At 34.8% G+C, this 18460-nt stretch carries 23 protein-coding genes, 1 other RNA gene and 2 pseudogenes; 8 read left to right on the top strand and 18 right to left on the bottom strand.

Annotation, left to right across the window (positions count from 1 at the left end):
- Positions 1 to 34: 34 nt before the first annotated feature.
- The gene (locus ACFELZ_RS07895; protein WP_375316096.1) at positions 35 to 1210 is read right to left on the bottom strand and encodes an aspartate aminotransferase family protein; all 1176 of its coding nucleotides are present in this window, start codon (positions 1208 to 1210) and stop codon (positions 35 to 37) included.
- Positions 1211 to 1275: 65 nt separating this feature from the next.
- On the opposite strand from ACFELZ_RS07895, the gene ACFELZ_RS07890 reads away from it, so the two are divergent.
- Positions 1276 to 2703: a sensor histidine kinase gene (locus tag ACFELZ_RS07890; protein WP_375316095.1), complete on the top strand. Its 1428-nt coding sequence runs from the start codon at positions 1276 to 1278 to the stop codon at positions 2701 to 2703.
- A gap of 280 nt (positions 2704 to 2983) precedes the next feature.
- Positions 2984 to 3564, top strand: a pseudogene (locus tag ACFELZ_RS07885) (winged helix-turn-helix domain-containing protein); the annotation flags it as partial.
- Between the two features lie 20 nt (positions 3565 to 3584).
- On the opposite strand, the pseudogene ACFELZ_RS07880 reads toward ACFELZ_RS07885, so the two are convergent.
- A pseudogene (locus tag ACFELZ_RS07880) lies at positions 3585 to 3728 on the bottom strand (IS982 family transposase); the annotation flags it as partial.
- Between ACFELZ_RS07880 and ACFELZ_RS07875 the strand changes: the two are divergent.
- From ACFELZ_RS07875 to ACFELZ_RS07855, 5 genes are all read left to right on the top strand, one after another.
- Positions 3687 to 3812, top strand: a complete 126-nt coding sequence (locus tag ACFELZ_RS07875) for a hypothetical protein (RefSeq protein ID WP_375316094.1) — start codon at positions 3687 to 3689, stop codon at positions 3810 to 3812. The pseudogene ACFELZ_RS07880 and the gene ACFELZ_RS07875 sit on opposite strands and share 42 nt — an antisense overlap.
- Before the next feature lie 40 nt (positions 3813 to 3852).
- Positions 3853 to 5766: an excinuclease ABC subunit UvrB gene (uvrB, locus tag ACFELZ_RS07870; RefSeq protein WP_375316093.1), complete on the top strand. Its 1914-nt coding sequence runs from the start codon at positions 3853 to 3855 to the stop codon at positions 5764 to 5766.
- A gap of 166 nt (positions 5767 to 5932) precedes the next feature.
- A complete protein-coding gene (locus ACFELZ_RS07865) occupies positions 5933 to 6130 on the top strand; it encodes a transposase (RefSeq protein WP_375315805.1) in 198 nt (65 codons plus the stop codon).
- Positions 6131 to 6133: 3 nt separating this feature from the next.
- The gene (locus tag ACFELZ_RS07860; RefSeq protein ID WP_375315781.1) at positions 6134 to 6298 is read left to right on the top strand and encodes a hypothetical protein; all 165 of its coding nucleotides are present in this window, start codon (positions 6134 to 6136) and stop codon (positions 6296 to 6298) included.
- Complete coding sequence (locus tag ACFELZ_RS07855) at positions 6241 to 6699, top strand: transposase (protein ID WP_375316701.1); 459 nt, start codon at positions 6241 to 6243, stop codon at positions 6697 to 6699. The genes ACFELZ_RS07860 and ACFELZ_RS07855 overlap by 58 nt, the downstream gene beginning before the upstream one ends.
- On the opposite strand, the gene ACFELZ_RS07850 is transcribed toward ACFELZ_RS07855, so the two are convergent.
- From ACFELZ_RS07850 to ACFELZ_RS07840, 3 genes are read right to left on the bottom strand one after another with little or no spacing between them, the layout of a single operon-like run.
- Positions 6685 to 6825 carry a hypothetical protein gene (locus tag ACFELZ_RS07850; RefSeq protein ID WP_375316740.1) on the bottom strand — a complete coding sequence of 47 codons (141 nt, stop codon included), beginning with the start codon at positions 6823 to 6825 and terminating at the stop codon, positions 6685 to 6687. The genes ACFELZ_RS07855 and ACFELZ_RS07850 overlap by 15 nt on opposite strands.
- Entirely contained in the window at positions 6822 to 8033 is a 1212-nt protein-coding gene (ltrA, locus tag ACFELZ_RS07845; RefSeq protein ID WP_375316700.1) for a group II intron reverse transcriptase/maturase, read from the bottom strand. The genes ACFELZ_RS07850 and ltrA overlap by 4 nt, the downstream gene beginning before the upstream one ends.
- A 50-nt stretch (positions 8034 to 8083) precedes the next feature.
- Positions 8084 to 8170, bottom strand: coding sequence for a reverse transcriptase N-terminal domain-containing protein (locus ACFELZ_RS07840; protein ID WP_375316699.1), 87 nt, complete (start codon positions 8168 to 8170; stop codon positions 8084 to 8086).
- A 101-nt stretch (positions 8171 to 8271) separates the two neighbouring features.
- On the opposite strand from ACFELZ_RS07840, the gene ACFELZ_RS07835 reads away from it, so the two are divergent.
- Complete coding sequence (locus ACFELZ_RS07835) at positions 8272 to 9132, top strand: IS982 family transposase (protein ID WP_375315786.1); 861 nt, start codon at positions 8272 to 8274, stop codon at positions 9130 to 9132.
- A gap of 21 nt (positions 9133 to 9153) precedes the next feature.
- Here ACFELZ_RS07835 and ACFELZ_RS07830 read toward each other — a convergent pair whose 3' ends face one another.
- The 13 genes from ACFELZ_RS07830 to ssrA all read right to left on the bottom strand — a co-directional run bounded on the left by ACFELZ_RS07830 (position 9154) and on the right by ssrA (position 18312).
- Positions 9154 to 9420 (bottom strand): hypothetical protein, encoded by a 267-nt coding sequence (locus ACFELZ_RS07830; protein WP_375316092.1) that lies wholly within the window; start codon positions 9418 to 9420, stop codon positions 9154 to 9156.
- Positions 9421 to 9758: 338 nt separating this feature from the next.
- Complete coding sequence (locus ACFELZ_RS07825) at positions 9759 to 9929, bottom strand: IS3 family transposase (RefSeq protein WP_375316091.1); 171 nt, start codon at positions 9927 to 9929, stop codon at positions 9759 to 9761.
- A gap of 190 nt (positions 9930 to 10119) precedes the next feature.
- Positions 10120 to 10356 (bottom strand): transposase, encoded by a 237-nt coding sequence (locus tag ACFELZ_RS07820; RefSeq protein WP_375316090.1) that lies wholly within the window; start codon positions 10354 to 10356, stop codon positions 10120 to 10122.
- Between the two features lie 131 nt (positions 10357 to 10487).
- Positions 10488 to 11348, bottom strand: coding sequence for an IS982 family transposase (locus ACFELZ_RS07815; RefSeq protein WP_375315786.1), 861 nt, complete (start codon positions 11346 to 11348; stop codon positions 10488 to 10490).
- Positions 11349 to 11441: 93 nt separating this feature from the next.
- The gene (gene ispG / locus ACFELZ_RS07810) at positions 11442 to 12722 is read right to left on the bottom strand and encodes a flavodoxin-dependent (E)-4-hydroxy-3-methylbut-2-enyl-diphosphate synthase (RefSeq protein WP_375316698.1); all 1281 of its coding nucleotides are present in this window, start codon (positions 12720 to 12722) and stop codon (positions 11442 to 11444) included.
- A gap of 25 nt (positions 12723 to 12747) precedes the next feature.
- The gene (locus ACFELZ_RS07805; RefSeq protein ID WP_375316089.1) at positions 12748 to 13374 is read right to left on the bottom strand and encodes a TRP75-related protein; all 627 of its coding nucleotides are present in this window, start codon (positions 13372 to 13374) and stop codon (positions 12748 to 12750) included.
- Between the two features lie 187 nt (positions 13375 to 13561).
- Entirely contained in the window at positions 13562 to 14113 is a 552-nt protein-coding gene (locus ACFELZ_RS07800; RefSeq protein WP_375316088.1) for a hypothetical protein, read from the bottom strand.
- 148 nt (positions 14114 to 14261) lie between these two features.
- Positions 14262 to 16367: an FtsK/SpoIIIE family DNA translocase gene (locus ACFELZ_RS07795; protein WP_375316087.1), complete on the bottom strand. Its 2106-nt coding sequence runs from the start codon at positions 16365 to 16367 to the stop codon at positions 14262 to 14264.
- Entirely contained in the window at positions 16368 to 16646 is a 279-nt protein-coding gene (locus ACFELZ_RS07790) for a YggT family protein (RefSeq protein WP_006279515.1), read from the bottom strand. It abuts the gene before it with no gap.
- 142 nt (positions 16647 to 16788) lie between these two features.
- On the bottom strand, positions 16789 to 17100 hold the full coding sequence (locus ACFELZ_RS07785) for a type II toxin-antitoxin system RelE family toxin (RefSeq protein WP_264687877.1): 312 nt from the start codon (positions 17098 to 17100) through the stop codon (positions 16789 to 16791).
- Complete coding sequence (locus tag ACFELZ_RS07780; RefSeq protein WP_253309905.1) at positions 17081 to 17302, bottom strand: hypothetical protein; 222 nt, start codon at positions 17300 to 17302, stop codon at positions 17081 to 17083. The genes ACFELZ_RS07785 and ACFELZ_RS07780 overlap by 20 nt, the downstream gene beginning before the upstream one ends.
- Positions 17303 to 17516: 214 nt before the next feature.
- Positions 17517 to 17954, bottom strand: a complete 438-nt coding sequence (locus ACFELZ_RS07775; protein ID WP_006279412.1) for a ClpXP protease specificity-enhancing factor SspB — start codon at positions 17952 to 17954, stop codon at positions 17517 to 17519.
- 22 nt (positions 17955 to 17976) lie between these two features.
- Positions 17977 to 18312, bottom strand: a transfer-messenger RNA (tmRNA) gene (gene ssrA, locus ACFELZ_RS07770).
- Positions 18313 to 18460 lie beyond the last annotated feature (148 nt).

Here is an 18460-nt window from a genome sequence, read left to right as displayed (position 1 = left end):
CCTTGTGTGCGTGTACCTGCTTGATACGTAGTGCTTAATCAGAAGATTTCTCAGATAAATATTGAGCCAGAATTTCGATGCCTTCATCAATTTCTTTCTCGGTGATAATTAGTGGAGGTAAAATTCTCACAACGTTATCTGATGTTACCCCAACAGTAAGCAAGCCGCGATAACTTAGCTCTTCTGCAAACTTTTTATTGTTTGCTTTCACCTTTATTCCAAGCATTAACCCTTTCCCTCTCACTTCTTCTATTATTGGAAATTTACTTGCTAAGTCTTCTAATTTATTTTTTAAATACTTACCTCTAATTTCAACATTTTTCAAAAAGCCAGGACTGAGCAATTCTTCGAGCACAGCATTACCTACTGAGGTTGCAAGCGGATTGCCACCAAAAGTGGAACCGTGCATACCGACCGCCATATACTTAGCAGCCCTTTCAGTTGCAAGACAAGCCCCTAGCGGAAAGCCTCCTCCTATTCCCTTTGCAAGAGCACATATATCAGGTTCCACTCCTATATGTTCGTATGCGAATAATTTTCCTGTCCTACCAGCACCGCATTGTACGCAATCAAAAAATAACAATATGTCATTTTCATCACACAGCTTTCTTAGTTCTTTCATAAAGACTTCATTCATTACTTTGATACCACCTTGCCCTTGTATTGGTTCTATTAATATAACGCCTATACCACTTGAAATTGCTTTCTTTACACTCTCAATATTGGGCTCGATATTATCACACCAATCAATACAGGGACTCAGTAATTCAGAAAATTTCTGTTTATCGTTTGCAGCACAAGTTAGGAAGGTTCTTCCATGAAATGCACCATGGAATGTTAAAATTCTGTGACGGTTTTTATTGCCTTTTCCGTTTTGATAGACCCTAGCAATCTTAAGCCCACATTCTACTGCCTCTGATCCAGAATTTGAGAAAAATACAGTGTCAGCGAAACTGTTGTTTATTAATTTTTCTGCAAAATTATTGGCAGCAGGTATATTATAGGTATTTGATATATGCCATAATTCTTCTCCTTGCAATTTTAGAGCACTAATTAATCGCGAATTGGTGTGACCTAAGCTACTAACGGCTATTCCAGAGTGAAAATCTACGTAGCGCTTACCGTCAATATCATACAAGTAAATACCTTTACCATAAGAAAAATTTATGTTAACAGGAGAATAAACTGGCAAAATAGGAGAAATTTTCATAAAATATTATATGCTAAATTTTATTATTAATAACATAAAAACCGTTGTTTCACAATAAGAAGGATATGTATAAGCTAGGTAAATCAATGTTTTCTGCGCTGGAGAAAAACAAATACACAAAAGTTATTGCATTACTCTCATCGATCTTTATGATTTTATTCAGTGTGATGTATTGTAATTATTTACTAAGGAGTAATTTCCTTTCTTCTTACCGTGATTCAAGTGTAAACTTAAAAAGTATACTGGAAAATGGCATAATAAAAAAATACCATTATTTACTAATAGAAAAGCATCACATTAAATACAAAAATTTTGACTACATAAACCAACTGGTAAAACTGCGTGCTGAATTATTACAATCAGTGAGCAAAGTAAAGGATTTCAGCTTAATACTGTATGATCAAAACAGCAGAATAATATTCAGTAATTTTAACACTCAAGATTATGATTATGAACAGTTACTTACAAACGATGAAATTGATGAACTATTAAGTAACCAAGAAATATTTTATACTACAGGAAATACATTAACTTCTATTTTTCCTATATTCCATGAAAATAGCGTTAAACCGTCGTTTTTTTTGAAGATTCTTCAAAACTACAATAATTCTTATGTTATAGCATATGGCCTATTTTTAACATTTTTGGGCTTATTATTAATAATTTTAATATTAATAATGTTCTATTTGCACTTTTCTAATACCCAAATGCTAGCCAAGCAACATAAAACTAACATTGAATTACAGCAGATAAAAGAGGCATTAGAGCAAGAAAATGCAAATAAGCTAAAATTTTTTGCAAGCGTTACACATGAATTACGCACACCTCTTAATGCTATTATTGGATTTGCGGAGTTGATCAAAAATGAAACTTTAGGTTCAATGGATAACTCTCAATACAAGGAGTATGCAGACGATATATATAATGCAGGAACACACTTACTTACCTTAATTAATGATGTGTTAGATTTTTCAAAAGCTGAATCAAGTAGTTTAACAGTAGAAAAAGTGAAGTTTAACCTGAACAAAATAATAGATTCATGCGTAAATATGCTATTACCTAAATTAAAAGAAGCCGGGATTAATTTAAAAAAAGAGATGACTAATAAACAATTATTGGTCATTGCAGATCCTAAGAGAATGAAACAAGTTATAATAAATTTATTATCAAACTCAATCAAGTTTACTCCCAAAGATGGTTTAATAAGAATGGTGATAAAAGAAAATATAGAGAAAAACTTATTAACTATTGAGTTTCATGACAATGGAATAGGAATAATGCAGCAGGATATATATAAAGTTATGTCTGTTTTTGGCCAAGCAGATTCGGGATATAGAAATGAAGGTACGGGCATCGGATTACCGCTAAGCAAGAAATTAGTAGAGTTAATGGGTGGAACTTTCGACATTAAAAGTGAAGCAAAACTTGGTACTACGATAACATTGAACTTCTTTTATGAAGAACAAACATGTGAAGATTCGATTGATTTTTAATAGGATCTATTTGATATGGTCTTGAAAACCACACTTTATCAAAAGCAGCAAGCCGAGAAGGTAGGTACCGTCTGGCTAGTCAACAAGAAAATTATAAAAATTGAATCTCAAGCTGTATTGTAAAATCAAAAAATACTTCTAACTGTGTAGCGGTATACAGATTATAGTTAGTGGATATGTTGATAAGTAAATTAGTTATACCAATTCCCGCTATACAAGTAACAGATAGACAATAATGGAAAAAAAGCCATACTAAAGTAAGTGAAGTAGCGAGGTTTAAATGGCATTAAGATCAAAATTATTGGATGAAAAAGTGAGCAAAAGAAATGCTGAAGAAAGTAAGAAATAATGCATATGTTGCAAAAAAACTAAATGCTATAATTGCAGCAAAAAAGCATAGTATAACAGCCGTAGCAAAAATATGTTGCATTTCAAGAAAGGCACTTACTGCATGACCTAAAATTTGGCAGAGAAGAAAAATTATTTGCTCCACCTCAACGCCGTAGAAAAACTATATTGAACCAAAGCCAACTTGAACAAGTTGAAGCATGGATACAAGAAAATCCCAACATTACCATTAAAGAAACGAGAATAAGAATTCAGGAAAAGTTTGGTTTAGCAAGTCTACAGTACACCGTAATATGCAAAGAATGAAATTCTCATATATCACACCAAGACCAGTGCATAACGGACAAGATAAAAGTAAACAAGAGGAGTTTAAAAAAAAATCTTAATGAAACTATTGTCATGTATCCTGAAAAAGAGCTGTTTTTCTTCGATGAATCGCGGTTTGGCACACATTCAAAGATTGGACACGGGTGGTTTAAAAAAGGCATTAGGACACAGGTTAAGGTAAAACTACTATAAACGCGAATTCTGGATTAAGGAAGGAAGAAAGTATAGGAAATAGAAGGCTTTGTGGATTTGATGGAATAGGAAATGAGAGTAGAAAAGATATGAACCAAAAAATTAACAGGGGATCTATGGCGAGTATCGAAACGGTTTTTGGTTACCTGAAAAACGGTTATGCAAGAAGTCTATTGTTAGTTAATGTTTTATGGCTTTACGGAAAGTTTATAGCTATACAACTTATCTTAAAAGCAATATAGTGTTCACTATGCAATGAATCAAAGATAGTAAGTAAAGTCTATGAAATTTCAAATCACTACACATTTTCAACCCGCTGGAGATCAACCGCAGGCAATCGATAGTTTAATTGCGGGGCTAAATAGCAATAAAAGAGACCAAGTTTTACTTGGGGTTACTGGTTCTGGGAAAACTTTCACTATGGCAAATGTTATAGCAAGGACAAACAGACCTGCGCTGATCATGGCACACAATAAAACCTTAGCAGCACAACTTTATGAGGAAATGAAAGGATTATTTCCCAATAATGCTGTTGAATATTTCATTTCTTATTATGATTACTATCAGCCCGAAGCTTATTTGCCGCAAACTGATACTTATATCGAAAAAGACTCTGCAATCAACGACAGAATTGACATGCTGCGTTATTCTGCCGTCTGCTCCCTCTTGGAGCGCAGGGACACGATCGTAGTTGCCAGTGTTTCTTGCATATACGGTCTTGGTTCGCCTGAAAGCTACCGCAGCATGACTATATCTTTAAGTGTTGGAGATAAAATTCATGTTAATGATTTCTTGAGTAACTTAGCTGATCTCCAATACAAGCGCTCTGATACCAGGTTTGAGAGAGGATATTTCAGAGTGCGTGGCGATATTATCGATATATTTCCTGCCTATTATGAAAATAAAGCTTGGCGTTTATCGCTGCTTGGTGATGAAATAGAAGAAATTTCTGAAATTGATGCTATAACGAGTAATATTACCAAAAGCCTAAATACAATCACCATTTTTCCAAACAGCTATCACATTACATCACGTGAGACTCTGTTGCAGACAGTTGAGCTAATCAAAAAAGAGCTGCATGAACGCTTGGATTATTACTACTTGCAAAACAAGATTGTTGAAGCAAAGCGCCTCGAGCAACGTACTAATTTTGATATTGAAATGATGAGAACAACAGGAATATGTAAAGGTATTGAAAATTATTCGCGTTATCTCTATGGAATGAAAGCTGGGGATCCACCGCCTACTTTGTTTGAATATTTACCCAAAGACGTAATTTTATTTGTTGATGAGAGTCATGTCACCGTTCCTCAGATTGGTGCAATGTACAGTGGTAATGAGGCGCGTAAAAAGAAATTGATTGACTATGGCTTCAGGCTCCCTTCCGCTTTTGATAATCGTCCATTAAAATTTGAAGAATGGGAGAAAGTTAGGCCGCAGACTATTTACATTTCAGCTACTCCTGGAAAGTATGAGTTGGCAAAGACCAATAATGTATTTATAGAGCAAGTTATCCGTCCAACAGGGCTTACAGACCCAATCTGCATTGTGAAACCAATAGAGAGTCAAATTGATGATGTAATTCATGAGGCACAAGTGACAATAGGAAAGGGATTTTGTGTTTTAATCACTACACTGACAAAAAAAATGGCTGAAAATTTAGCTGAATATATGAGTGAATTAAATATGAGAGTGAGTTATTTGCATTCTGATATTGGTGCGCTGGAGAGAATAGAAATTATATGTAAATTAAGATCTAAAGAAATTGACGTTTTAGTAGGTGTTAACTTGCTTAGGGAAGGTCTTGATATTCCAGAGTGTGGTTTGGTTGCAATTTTAGATGCTGATAAAGAAGGATTTTTGCGATCAGAAACATCGCTCATTCAAACGATCGGTCGTGCTGCACGTAATGCTGAAGGTAGAGTAATTTTATATGCAGATAAAATCACTGGTTCTTTAGATCGTGCATTAAGAGAGACCGAAAGAAGAAGAAAAAAACAAGAAGAACATAATATATTGCACAATATTGTCCCGAAGACTATAATAAAACCTATATCAAACACCTTACAGGAGAGGGCAATAGCAGAACCAAAAATAAATACTAATAAGGATGATTTGAGAAAGCAAATGATAGAGCATGCTGAAAATTTAGAGTTTGAAGAAGCAGCAAGAATAAAAAAATTATTGCAAGGTTAAGTAATATATGATGCTATGGGCATAATATGAAAGTGTAAACAACTAAACTTCCACTATTCTTCTTTTTATTTTAACTCATCTTTTTGAGATTTTTGACAATTTCTTAGAGCCTGTCTTCAAACTAAGTAGAAAGGAGTTAAGAAGTGTGTTATAAGATATATTTTAAATGTACCCAAGCGATATAAGTGACAAAGAATGGAAGATAATAGAGCTATATTTTGAACCTAAAAAGACCGGTAGACCAAGAAAACATAGTATTAGAACAATTATTAACGCAATCCGCTATATGATGAGAACAGGATGTCAATGGAGACAACTGCCTAAAGATTTTCCACCATGGAAAACAGTGTATAGTTGTAATTAGCGATTGAAAAAAAGTGGAATATGGCAAGAGATTCATGATTTTCTAGTTAAAAAAGTAAGAGAGATAATTGGTAAGAATGAAACTCCATCAGTGGGAATAATAGATAGCCAATCAGTAAAAACTACTCAAAAAGGGGATCCAGAGGATATGATGCTGGCAAGAAAGTAAAGGGTAGAAAGCGCCACATCGTTGTAGATACTGTAGGTCTTGTAATTGCTGCTGAAGTACAAAGTGCAAGCATTCAGGATCGTGATGGTGCACTAAATCTTTTTGTTCAAGCCAAATGCAAAGCTCCAACATTACATAAGTTTTTTGCTGATCAAGGATACACAGGTAAATTGCAAAACCGCTGCTTATTGGAAACTGGATGTTTATTGACGATTACCAAGAAAATAGTTGATACAGGATTTCAGGTTATTCCCAAACGTTGGATTGTTGAGAGAACCTTTGCTTGGCTCTCCAATTTTAGACGTATGAGTAAGGATTATGAGCATTCTCCTCTCACTTCAAAAAACAACATCTTTTTTAATATGATCACTATTATGCTTCACAAATTAGCTCATTCTTGAGTTTGAAGACAGGCTCTTAGATTTATGGGTAATAGTAAGCTTAGAAACGCAGCATGCAGGTTTCCCCACACTACGCTTGAGCCCCTTATCTAAGTTCTTCTTTTCTAGAACCGGCTTGTCTTTCATAAATCCTCAGAATACATCAACTTTAGTGGTGACACTAACAGTAGAGAACCTTCTCTTGAAAAGGAGCTTGCTAACATTCTTGTTCGTTTCACTCTCTCATCAAAATACTTTTTCCATTTTAAGTCAAGGGGATTTGCATCCGCTCTGATTTTAACATGTCGTCTGATAGATATATCAATCAGCTTAAGCAGTCTTAAATACCGTATCTCTTTTGGTTTGTTCTTGCATATGGGTGCAGCAAAAACCCATTGGCGTTGACCCATTACTTTGAAGTAACGATTCTTTATCCAACGTAATCCTTTACGAGGATGTCTTTTCTTTGCCCATTTCCATAAACTATGCCAAATTTCATTGTCGATCTTTCTAAACGCTTTTTTAGCACACACATGGTGATAGTAATTTCCCCATCCTCTCAGTAGAGAGTTGAGTGACTTAATTACTATAGCCTGAGTGTTCGCTATATTTGCTTTTATCAATGTACGTGCTTTATTAAGAAGTCTTTTAATACTTTCTTTCGAAGGTTTAATAATTAACTTCTTATTATATCTACGTACATTACAACCAAGAAAGTCAAACCCTGTTGTGATAGATGTAATCTTTGTCTTCTCTTCTGACAGAATTAAACCTCGCTCGTGAAGAAAAGATGATACTAAAGGCTTAACTTCCTTTTCCAGTACTTCATGTGTGAAACCTGAAATAATAAAGTCGTCTGCGTATCTGATTACGTTCACTCCACTTCTGATTTTGTTTCTTCTTCTACTGCCGAGTTTACCAAATCTACTTTCCAATGACTTTTCAAGTCCGTTTAAGGCTAAATTGGCTAGTATTGGAGAAATGATACCACCTTGCGGGGTATCTGCAGTTGTGGGGTACAGAGTTTTCGATTCTAGGAAGCCAGCTTTTAACCAACTATGCAGAATTTTCTTCTCCATAGGAATATGCTTCATAAGCCATTCATGATTAATGTTGTCAAAGCATCCTTTGATATCACCTTCAAGTATCCATTGTAGTTGATTACGACTTGCCAGTAACAAATGACAGGCTACTGTAGCATCTGCGCAGGATCTTTTAGGCCTAAAGCCATAGGAGTGACGATCACTGATTGTTTCAGCTATAGGTTCCAGAGCAAACAGATATAATGCTTGCATGGCTCTATCTTTTATCGATGGTATTCCAAGAGGTCTTCTTTTGCCATTAGATTTACTGATATAAATCCGTTTTAGCGGAGAAGGTTTATATCCTCTTTGCTTTAACTGCTTTATTCCTTGAAATTTAGCATTGCAAGTTGACCATCTACACCCGCTGTGTTTTTTCCTCGGTTTTCAGTTACTCTCTTAACAGCCAAAGCTTTTCCGCTAAAAACGTGAATTCTGGATTAAAGGAGAATAGAAAAGGCAAGAAAACAGGGTAAACTCAGCAGTGATAAAAAAATAGATGAGGTTACCCATGGAAGATATAACAAAACTGTTTTGTTTGGTCGATGATTTTTGCAGAGATATAGAGAAAAATTTTGCAGATAAACTACTGCCAAATGGTAAAAACCCCACAAGAACAACGGAAATTGAGCACTCCGAAATCATGACAATAATCCTGCTATATCAACAATCTCCGTGTAAAACTTTCTATCTACATTACCTAACGTTGCTCTACAAATCAGAGTTTCCAAAGTTACCTTCATATACCAGGTTTGTTGCTCTAAAGCCTAGGGTTTTGTGGCATTTAGCAATGTTGTTGCATTGGCTTTGTGGACAGTCAGAAAACACTGGAATTTCATATATAGACACAACTCCCATTGCAGTTTGTCATGCAAAAAGAATATCCAAAAACAAAGTTTTTGCTGGAATTGCAAAATTAAGCAAGAGCACTTACGGCTGGTTTTTTGGTTTCAAATTACATATGGTAATCAATGAAAATGTTGAAATTCATGCACTTACGCTAACAAAAGGCAATGTTGATGATAGGATACCTGTGCCAAATCTGACGGAAAAATTAATCGGTCTTTTGTTTGGTGACAAAGGTTATATTGCAAAAGAGCTTTTTCAGAAGCTGTTTGACCGAGGTTTGAAACTTGTTACCAAGGTGAAAAAAGGTATGAAAAATACATTGATTTCGCTAAATGAGAAGATTTTACTGAGAAAAAGGTCTATCATTGAGACTGTTTTTGGTTACCTAAAAAATAGACTAGAAATTGAACACACTCGCCATAGATCCCCTGTTAATTTTTTGGTTCATATCTTTTCTACTCTCATTTCCTATTCCATCAAATCCACAAAGCCTTCTATTTCCTATACTTTCTTCCTTCCTTAATCCAGAATTCGCGTTTCACGGTTAATTAATAGATAAATCGCAAATAAAAAAGAAAATTAAACCTTGTTTTTCTTTTTTCGCTATTAATATATTTATAACACAATTGAGTTTAAATAGTTGGTATGAAAAGCTTTTTACGAAATTTCTTGCACTATCTTCTGTCATCCCAGTGCTTGACACTGGGATCCATATCTTTTTTTCTCTGGTCACGCGCTGGAATGACACCCAGGACGTGGTGTAATAGTTGTACAAGAATCCTACTAACTTTACTATTAATTCTATTTCCACTTTTAGCATCATCTATAAGCATTGAGGACATCGAAGAAAATTGCGATTACGAATATTACCCTAAATTAGATTCTTCTTCTGCTGATGAGTTACACGTTATAAAGCGAAATTATTATAGATACGGTGAGGAATTAAAAATACTAGCAGATGAGAGGATAAAGGAGATCACTTTAGGCACTAGTGATAAATAATTGTAACCAGACTGCATTCTGTGATTTTTAGCAAAACACGATCTTTCATTTGAGCTTTCTTCAATTTAAAGTAAATACAGAAAATTGCTGCCTATAGCTGAACTGACCTTACCCAGAAAAAGTGGAGAGAAAGTTAAGACGTTTTTGTCATGAGAATGATGCATCAAATTGTGCAGGAATGCAATAATTAATAGTAGAATGCCTACGTTGTTTGTTATAAAAAATTTCTATATATTCAAATATAGCAGTTTTGATATACCGTTTAGAGTGCAGAGAGGTGTCTATTGGTAACTCCCTTTTTAGAGAACTTTTCCACAACAGAATTGTCGTAACAACAACCTTTATGACTCATCTATGTTTTTTATGGATAAGAGATATTGATAACCTTGCGAAGTATATTGTGACCCTTGATCGCTATGTAACAGCAGATTTTTTCGGGTTTGCGCTTATTAACGGCCATCAATAAAGAGTCAATAACCAATTGTTTATTTATTGAACTGCTCATTAACTACCATGCGTGAATATAGATCCTGCCAAATATAGCCATCCTTCTTTGGTTTTTATATAAGTAATCCCATATTTTATTTGGTTGATCGACAATAAAGTTTTGGTCTAATATATTGAGAGCTACGCCTCTATTGTCCGTTTGTTGCTTCTTAGTTTTAAATTTTCTTCTCAATATAGCCCGAATACCATTTTTCTGCATAATAATTTGCACTGTTTTCAAGTTGCAACTTTTACCCAAAGCCTTCAATTCAGCATGAATTTTAGGAGCTCCATATCTACATTTAGAAGCTTTTTTTGAATATCTGCTTTTATTTGCTGATTCTCTACTGCTTATTTTCCTTGTAGTCCACTTATAACGCGAATTCTGGATTAAGGAAGGAAGAAAGTATAGGAAATAGAAGGCTTTGTGGATTTGATGGAATAGGAAATGAGAGTAGAAAAGATATGAACCAAAAAATTAACAGGGGATCTATGGCGAGTGTGTTCAATTTCTAGTCTATTTTTTAGGTAACCAAAAACAGTCTCAATGATAGACCTTTTTCTCAGTAAAATCTTCTCATTTAGCGAAATCAATGTATTTTTCATACCTTTTTTCACCTTGGTAACAAGTTTCAAACCTCGGTCAAACAGCTTCTGAAAAAGCTCTTTTGCAATATAACCTTTGTCACCAAACAAAAGACCGATTAATTTTTCCGTCAGATTTGGCACAGGTATCCTATCATCAACATTGCCTTTTGTTAGCGTAAGTGCATGAATTTCAACATTTTCATTGATTACCATATGTAATTTGAAACCAAAAAACCAGCCGTAAGTGCTCTTGCTTAATTTTGCAATTCCAGCAAAAACTTTGTTTTTGGATATTCTTTTTGCATGACAAACTGCAATGGGAGTTGTGTCTATATATGAAATTCCAGTGTTTTCTGACTGTCCACAAAGCCAATGCAACAACATTGCTAAATGCCACAAAACCCTAGGCTTTAGAGCAACAAACCTGGTATATGAAGGTAACTTTGGAAACTCTGATTTGTAGAGCAACGTTAGGTAATGTAGATAGAAAGTTTTACACGGAGATTGTTGATATAGCAGGATTATTGTCATGATTTCGGAGTGCTCAATTTCCGTTGTTCTTGTGGGGTTTTTACCATTTGGCAGTAGTTTATCTGCAAAATTTTTCTCTATATCTCTGCAAAAATCATCGACCAAACAAAACAGTTTTGTTATATCTTCCATGGGTAACCTCATCTATTTTTTTATCACTGCTGAGTTTACCCTGTTTTCTTGCCTCTTCTATTCTCCTTTAATCCAGAATTCACGTGTGAAAGGTTACGTGTAATGCTCCTTCACATAATTATCAATAATTGCCTTAAATTCTTCAGAGACATTATCACCTTGTAAAGTTTTGAAATACTTGCCGTCTTTGTAGACTGCTGAAACAGGTTTTTCTCCATATCCAGGCAAGCTGATTCCCAAATTTGCGTGTTTGCTTTCTCCAGGACCATTTACTATGCATCCCATAACAGCAATGTTCATATGCTCTACACCTGGATTTTTTTTCTTCCATATCGGCATATGAGTTTTTATATAGCCATTCACTTCTTCAGTTAATATACGAAAACGATCGCTACTCGTGCGCCCACAACCAGGACATGAATTAACCTGAGGGTTAAAGTGTCGCAAGCCTATAGATTGCAATATTTCCTGACACACCACCACTTCATTAGTACGCGATTCACCAGGGCGTTGAGTTAAAGAAGCACGTATTGTGTCTCCAATACCATTTTGCAATAAATAAGTAAGCCCTGCTGTGGTATTTATCACGCCTTTATTGCCCATACCAGCCTCAGTTAAACCCAAATGCAGCGCATAATTGGAAGATTTTGCAAGTGCCATATAAACTAAAATTAAATCTTGTACTTTGCTAACTTTACATGAAATGATTATTTTGTTTGAACTTAGACCAATTTCTTCAGCTTTTTTTGCACTATCAAGAGCAGACATTACAAGTGCCTTGCGTAATACAACGTCAGAAGGTTTTGGATCACTGGACAAGGAGTTTTCATCCATCAGTTTTTGTAAAAGGTATTTATCAAGACTACCCCAATTTACTCCAATTCTGACAGGAAGATCATGTGTTATTACATACTCTATAACTCTTTCAAATTTTTCATCACGTTTGTCGCCAAAGCCTACATTGCCTGGATTCATCCTAATTTTACCCAGCATTTTGATGTTGTCTGGATAATCTTGAACTAATTTATCTAGCTCATATTGACCGCAGCCTACCAATATTTTACCGCCAAAACCTTCTTTATTTATCTCTTCTACTATATAAGGTATTGCCCTTGCTACTTCCTCTGAATTCAAAGCAATCCGTACTAACTCTGAACCTGCGCGCGCTAGTCCTGTTATTTCTTTTGCATAATGTTTTGCGCTACTTTTTATATTATCAGAATCTATATGCACACCAAGCGCCATAGATTGTACGACTATAGGATTATTTCCACCTATCTTTACTTTTCCAACTTCTACAACATGAGTTTTGTGCCTGGAAATCGGCGATAATTTATATGCATCATCACTCAATATCAGATCTTTATCTAGCATATTATTAATGGCCAATATTGTGATACTATTTTACTGTGTCAGCTACGCTGCCAAATGAACTCGAACCATTCAAACTATAAGCATCTACGTTATCTAAATTAGCAATAGAATCATGTGAGCACGTTTTTCTTGATGGATTTTCTTTTATAGTGACATTTATAGGAGAAACTTTCTTTTCTCGTGTTGAAGTAACTTTCTTCCCTTCTTGTTGTTCACTTTCATGCTGCTCGCTTTCATACTGGGAAACTGGCTCTTGATCTATAAATACAGCACCCTTTAAACGTGCGATATTAATACCATGCTGATTTATCATAGCGCTCTCTTCATCGTCGACTATGCACGCTTCCATGTCATTTGGCTCATTATCAAGACTAGCAATTTTTTTCTCTTTTAATTTTTTGATTAGATCTTCTTTATTTATAGCTCGATCTTGTAACTTTTTTTTCTTGAGGAGCTCCCTACGCTTCTCATACAGTTTATATGACTCAGCAAAATCCTCATCTGTATGAAAGTTTGCACCACCAGGGTTACCAGGAGGTATGTATCTCTTACTGAGCTTTACCTTAGACTTAGCTTCAGCACTATGCACAGTAAAAAAGCTAGAAACCAAAAACATTAATATAAACAAAACTTTAGAAAAAATCCTAAGCATATGGTGCTATAGTAAATATCGTGTTTTAAAAGATAGCAATTAACAAACTTTAAGTAAACCAGAATCTTTACTAACTTTACAATACAAATATTTTTCTAAAAAGTGATATGTTTGCTATCAAAAACCTACATAGGCTAAGAGAAGAGTAAGGTGTTACAAGTTGCGTAACACCTCCTCAAGAAGAGTGTTATGCAGCTATATCGTTTAAAGATTTTTGTAAGCGTTTCACTGTTGAGTTATCCAGTTTTTCAGGAATACCAGCGTCATCTGCATTATTAAGTTTTGCGTCTGATGTATCTTTAGACAAGTCGTTTTTCTTTTCCTTATCAAGCTTAACTCCCTGATAGATGCAGAATGCAACAAAACAAGTTATCGCTGTTACAGCAACAGCAGTGGCTATGGTACAAATTAGTAGTGTTTTTTCTTGATCTGCTACTGTTTCTGTAAGTGTTTCCACTTTTTCTTGCACGTCTGCGAGTCTTTCTTGCAAACCGTCTAAGTATTCTTGTATACTTTCGAACTGTCCAGCATCGATCTCTTGAGCTTTCTTCAATTCCTCTAAACTGCTAAATGCAATTTGAAGTTGATCAGCGTTGATCTGTTGACCTTTTTGCAATTTTTCTAGTGCACTGAATGCCTTTTGAAACTGCTCAGCATCCATCTGTTGAAGTTTTTCTAGTGCTTTTATTGTCGATTCATTAGAACCAAATAACAAATCATGAAGCCAATTTGTTGACATTTTTACCCCCTAATTAATATATTACTATTGTACGTTCTTAGTACTTAAATTAGTATTAAATCAATTGTCATTATGTATTGATCTTTTAATAATTTCGTTTGACTTGCTTTTTGAGGGTGTAGAAACTTAAGTTAAGAAAGAAGCCCTGTTATTCAACCAATATCTCTCTCTTTCCTGAGTAATTTGGAGAGCTGACAATTCCTTCTTTTTCCATTCTTTCAACAATATTTGCAGCTCTGTTATAGCCTATTCTAAGTTGTCGCTGAATGTAACTGGTTGAAACTTTTTGATCTCTTTGAATGATGGCCACTGCTTGATTGTAGAGGTCGTTTTCTTCATCCTCTGTTTCACCTTCTGATTCCACAGAAGAATTTTCATCTTCTTTGGTGATTTCCTCCATATAATTTGGCTCACCTTGCATTTTTAGATGATCAACTATATCTTGCACCTCATTATCACTTACAAATGGGCCGTGAACTCGAATGATCTTACCACCAGAGGCCATATAGAGCATATCACCCATACCGAGTAATTGCTCAGCCCCTTGTTCGCCAAGTATTGTACGGCTATCTATCTTAGAAGTAACAGCAAAACTGATTCTCGTTGGAAAGTTCGCCTTTATCACACCTGTGATCACATCCACAGATGGGCGTTGTGTTGCCATTATGATGTGTATTCCTGCAGCACGAGCCATCTGAGCTAAACGTTGAATAGAGCACTCTATCTCTTTGCCAGCAACAAGCATCAAATCTGCCATTTCATCCACGATCACTACAATATACGGAAATGTCTCCATCTTGATTGGTATTTTTTCAAACAAAGGTTTACCTGTTGTTGAGTTAAAGCCAATCTGCACAACGCGCTCCAATTCTATTCCACTATTCATCGCTTCTGTGATTTTTTGGTTATAGTTTATTACATTGCGTACATTTAAATACGACATCATGCGATAGCGATTTTCCATTTCTTTCACTATCCACTTAAGAGCGATAACAGCCTTTTTTGGCTCTGTTACTACTGGCGCCATTAGGTGCGGTATTGCATCATATATTGAAAGCTCAAGCATTTTTGGGTCGATCATTATCATCTTACATTCATCAGGACTTAATCGATAAACGAGCGAAAGAATCATAGTGTTAATCGCAACTGATTTACCCGACCCTGTGGTTCCAGCAACGAGCAAGTGGGGCATTTTAGTCAGATCTGCAATAACTGGTTTTCCACTTATTTCTTTGCCAAGCGCAATTGGGAGATTTAAGTTTGCATTTTGGTATTCTGGTGATTCAAGCAAATCACGCAGCATTACAATTTCTCGTTCCTTGTTCGGCAACTCTATTCCCATAGCATTTTGCCCACGAATTATTGAAATACGTGCAGAGAGTGCACTCATCGAACGTGCAATGTCATCTGCAAGGCCAATTACTCTTGCAGATTTCGTACCAGCTTGTGGTTCAAGTTTGTATAAAGTCACAACCGGCCCATAGCATACACTGATAATTTTTCCTTGCACGCCAAAATCACTCAGGACTTGTTCCAGCAGAGATAAATTTTTATTGCTCTCCATTTCATTTAGCTGTTTTCTCTGCAAAGACTCTTCTGCTTTAGAAAGTAAATGGATGCTTGGAAACTTAAACTCACTTAAAATCTCCTCGGTAGCTTTTTTCTGTCTTTCTTTTGGTTGCTGTTTAGTAGTGATTTTAGTTCTATGTTTTTCTTCTACTACTAATGGTGCAACTGAATATTCAGCAGTTTTATGTGATCTGAAGAATGGAACATTTATAAATAAGCAAGCTATTTTTTTGAATAGAAAAAATATAGAGTAAATTGCTCTCTTCCAACCAACCGATCCTACAAGACCTATTGATGTTACTATCACAAATACATAAAATGGACAGTTATTAACGAGTGCATTCCCTATTATTCCACTGTGTCTGTATCTTGCAGTGATGCCTAGCGAAAATATAGCACATACCCCTAAATTGATTAATATTAAGTAAAGAATTTTCAGCAGTATTCTTGCTGGCCTGAAGATCAACAAGTAAACTATGGTTGTAGCTATTGTAACACTAGTTAATCCGAGAAATTGAACCAATATATCAGCTAAATATGAACCTACTATTCCACCTAAATTTGTCACTTCCTCATTTGTAGCTGTGTTTAAGGAAGGATCTTTATAGTTGTAGCTAAAAACTGATATATATACATATATTAAAAGGGATAGATATATTGCTGATTTTAGATATTTTTTTAACATCTACCTAAAGTAGTAAGCTACTGTATATTTTACAAAGTGAATTGTTATTAGCAATATCATTATAGATAAATCTAATCCATTGAACGGTGGTATATATCTTCTAATAATCTTTAGTGGTGGATATGTCAATTGGTTCAAGATGTGCATTATGCTACTGACAGTTTCATTATATATGTTCACCATATTAAGTTTAACCAGCCAGTTTAAGACAACCCAACATATTAGAATGAAGCTATAAAGATCAAGTAACGTGTTGAGTAGATATATTATTGGATGCATACATATCTATTACACGAAAGATATATAAAAGACAAGTATTTAGCCTTTTTAAACTCAAAATGTTATTTTTGCTGAACCAAAAAAAACTTCATTTTTTGAGCTGCACCTAAGGTAGGAGGAAGGAGGGCTGTATAAAATATATTTAATGTTTCAGTAGGTCCAATATTGCCTGCTTGTAAATATTATCCCTGTGTCCTATTGAAACAATAATTACTATACGTTTTGCAGTATTTACACGATAGACAATACGGTAATCATCAGCAACTTTTATTCTTCTATGTCCCTTTAATCTCTTGCGTAGCAACACACCGTTACCAATAGGATCAATCTCAAGATACTTTTTTATTGCGTCTTTAATACTTGGCTTTACATCTTTCGGCAAGAAAGGCAAATTTCTTTTTAGAACATGCTTTAGATATTTAATGGTGTATCGCTTATTTCCAGATGTCTTCACTATCCTCTACTTCTTCTGCATCATCAGCATTTAACTCCCTAATAATTTTGGAAAATGCAATATCTTCCGCTTCAAGTTCGATTGCTTCCTTGACTAGCTTTTCTGTTAATTTTTGAACAGACTGCTTAGTGGCTCTAGCTAGTTCAACAAGATGCTGCGAAGTTTTTGGGTCAAAAGTTATACTAATTCCTGAATCTGCCATAAGTTTTACCAAAGTCTACTACCACAACTATTTTACAACATTTTTCTGAATTTTTCAATAAAGAAAGTTGATGATATGTAAGAAAAATTTTGCCACCTGCGTTAATAAACAATTAAAGATTTAGCATATTTGTCTACGATAGTATTCCTCTATTCTATTACTTAAGTTAGACCACTTTTTTCTATTAATATTTTTTGTTTACAAAGATGAGCAATTACTCATCACGCAGTTGATCTATGGATATAATACTACCGTTTGATAATTTTTCAGTACATTTTTCACTTTTGTATTCTTTATCAGAATCGATACTGATTTTGTCAAATATTAAAACATCTCCTGAAATTTTATCACGAAACTCACTAATAGCAAAAAACGGTATAGTAATTCGCTCTTGTTTTCCTTGAAAACTCAAACTGACGCTAAATTTATCCTCAGAAACTTTTAAATCATAGAATTGATGCTGTAATATAATAAGCATTTGAGTGGGGTATGACTTTTTCAAACGATCTGGCATGGTTACACCATTAAAATATGTGAAAAATAATATTTCTAAATGAGGGATAAAACCATTACCTGATATAACATCTAAAGTCTTTTTGATAACTTGAAACTTGGCAGAATTAAGCAATTTTTTGTAATCTGTTTGCTCCATATAACTTCCACATACGTAAATTTTTGGGGAACTTCTGTTACCCGGCGTTCCCTGAACCGTGCTTATAGCAATGAAGTTATAGTGCTTAAATTAAGCAGCTATTGCAACATTGTCTTCAGCAGCAAAATTATCGTTTGCATTTAAATTATGAACTCTTAGCGGTGGTGTCTAACCGAGCAAAGCTACCATCTTTACTATGCATGTCGATCCTTATTCGTCCCCGTATAAATTAAAAAAATGGTGGAGACGCCGAGTACTGCCCTCGGGTCCAATACACCTATTACAAGGTAATTTTATTGCTATAGTACACAAAGTGTACATAGCTATTATATAGCAACATTAAATAAATGTCAAGATATTATGACCTTAAGTTGATTTATTGCTAAGACAAAATTAAGATTTCCAGCAAAAAATTCTGTGACCTTACCCAGAAAAAGTGGAGAGAAAGTTAAGAAAATTTTTTACAAAAAGAATGATGAATCACAATGTTCAGGAATGCAATAATT

Origin of the sequence: Wolbachia endosymbiont (group A) of Colletes cunicularius (assembly GCF_964264715.1) — a bacterium.
Taxonomy (GTDB): domain Bacteria; phylum Pseudomonadota; class Alphaproteobacteria; order Rickettsiales; family Anaplasmataceae; genus Wolbachia.
This window is presented reverse-complemented; position numbering and strand designations above follow the sequence as displayed.